Here is a 1,680-nt window from a genome sequence, read left to right on the forward strand (position 1 = left end):
CCCGGCGGCCCGGGGCTCGGGGGGGGGGGGGGGTGCCCCCCCCCCACTGACCCTCTGGGGGGGGGGCGGCCCCGCCCGCCCCCGGCGGGCGCCCCCGGCTCGGTACCTACGACCGGACGAGGTTGACGTGTCCACCACTCCCATCATCGGTGTCCTCGCCCTCCAGGGCGACGTGCGCGAACACGCCATCGCGCTGGCCGAACTCGACGCGATCGCGCGCCCGGTGCGCAAGGCCGAGGAGTTCGCCGACCTCGACGCGCTCGTCATACCCGGTGGCGAGTCGACCACGATGTCCAAGCTCGCGGTCTCCTTCGGCCTGTTCCCGACGCTGCGCGGGCGAGTCGCCGAGGGCATGCCGGTCTACGGCTCGTGCGCGGGCATGATCATGCTCGCGGACAAGATCCTGGACGGGCGCGAGGACCAGGAGACGGTCGGCGGTATCGACATGATCGTGCGACGCAACGCGTTCGGGCGCCAGAACGACTCGTTCGAGGCCGACGTCCCGTTCGCCGGCCTCGAGGGCGGCGACCCCATCCACGGCGTGTTCATCCGGGCCCCGTGGGTCGAGTCGGTCGGCGCCGAGGTCGAGGTGCTGGCCCGGCTGAGCGCCGAGCCGTACGGCGACCGGATCGTGGCGGTTCGCCAGGGCAACCTGCTCGCCACGTCCTTCCACCCCGAGCTCACCCCCGACCGGCGCGTGCACGCGTACTTCGTGGACATGGTCCGTGCCACGCTCTGAGTCCGCGCGCCGGTAGGATCTTCCAGCCTGTACAGGTCCGTGCAGCGCACCCGCGACCCGAAGGAGTAGAGGCGGATGTCCGGCCACTCGAAGTGGGCGACCACCAAGCACAAAAAGGCCGTCATCGACGCCAGGCGCGGAAAGCTCTTCGCCAAGCTGATCAAGAACGTCGAGGTGGCGGCCCGCACCGGCGGCGGTGACGTCGCCGGCAACCCGACGCTCTACGACGCCATTCAGAAGGCCAAGAAGTCCTCGGTCCCGAACGACAACATCGACCGCGCGGTCAAGCGCGGCTCCGGTGCGGAGGCCGGCGGCGCCGATTACCAGTCGATCACGTACGAGGGGTACGGGCCGAACGGTGTCGCGGTGCTGATCGAGTGCCTGACCGACAACCGCAACCGCGCGGCGTCCGACGTGCGGGTCGCGATGACGCGCAACGGCGGCTCGATGGCCGACCCGGGGTCGGTGTCGTACATGTTCACCCGCAAGGGCGTCGTGATCGTGCCCAAGAACGGCCTGAGCGAGGACGACATCCTGGGCGCGGTGCTCGACGCCGGCGCCGAGGAGGTCAACGACCTGGGCGAGACGTACGAGGTGGTCAGCGAGGCCACCGACATGGTCGCCGTGCGCACCGCGCTCGTCGACGCCGGGATCGACTACGACTCGGCCGACGCCAACTTCCTGCCCAGCGTCTCGGTCGAGCTGGACGAGGACGGCGCGCGCAAGATCTTCCGGCTGATCGAGGCCCTGGAGGACAGCGACGACGTCCAGGAGGTCTGGGCGAACTTCGACGTGTCGGACGAAATCATGGCGAAAATCGACGAGTAGTAATACATGTGGCGTCGGTCTCCGACCGATGAGGATCGCAACGGACGAGATCACGGAGCACCTCAACGCCGAGAAGGCGTACGACCCGCAACGCGCGAGGGGCCGACGGCGAT

The 1,680-nt window shown here is 69.6% G+C and carries 2 protein-coding genes; both read left to right on the forward strand.

The window, feature by feature from the left end; all coding sequences use genetic code 11:
• Nucleotides 1-127: 127 nt before the first annotated feature.
• Entirely contained in the window at nucleotides 128-739 is a 612-nt protein-coding gene (gene pdxT / locus ACFRCG_RS35895) for a pyridoxal 5'-phosphate synthase glutaminase subunit PdxT (RefSeq protein WP_380039356.1), read from the forward strand.
• A gap of 75 nt (nucleotides 740-814) precedes the next feature.
• Nucleotides 815-1,567: a YebC/PmpR family DNA-binding transcriptional regulator gene (locus ACFRCG_RS35900; RefSeq protein WP_380010291.1), complete on the forward strand. Its 753-nt coding sequence runs from the start codon at nucleotides 815-817 to the stop codon at nucleotides 1,565-1,567.
• Nucleotides 1,568-1,680: the final 113 nt, after the last annotated feature.

Source organism: Embleya sp. NPDC056575 (genome assembly GCF_042793325.1).
Classification (GTDB): domain Bacteria; phylum Actinomycetota; class Actinomycetes; order Streptomycetales; family Streptomycetaceae; genus Embleya.

What these genes read in the sequence shown, in the direction of transcription:
- ACFRCG_RS35900 (WP_380010291.1), top strand. Translation starts at nt 815, where the DNA reads ATGTCCGGCCACTCGAAGTGGGCGACCACCAAGCACAAAAAGGCCGTC.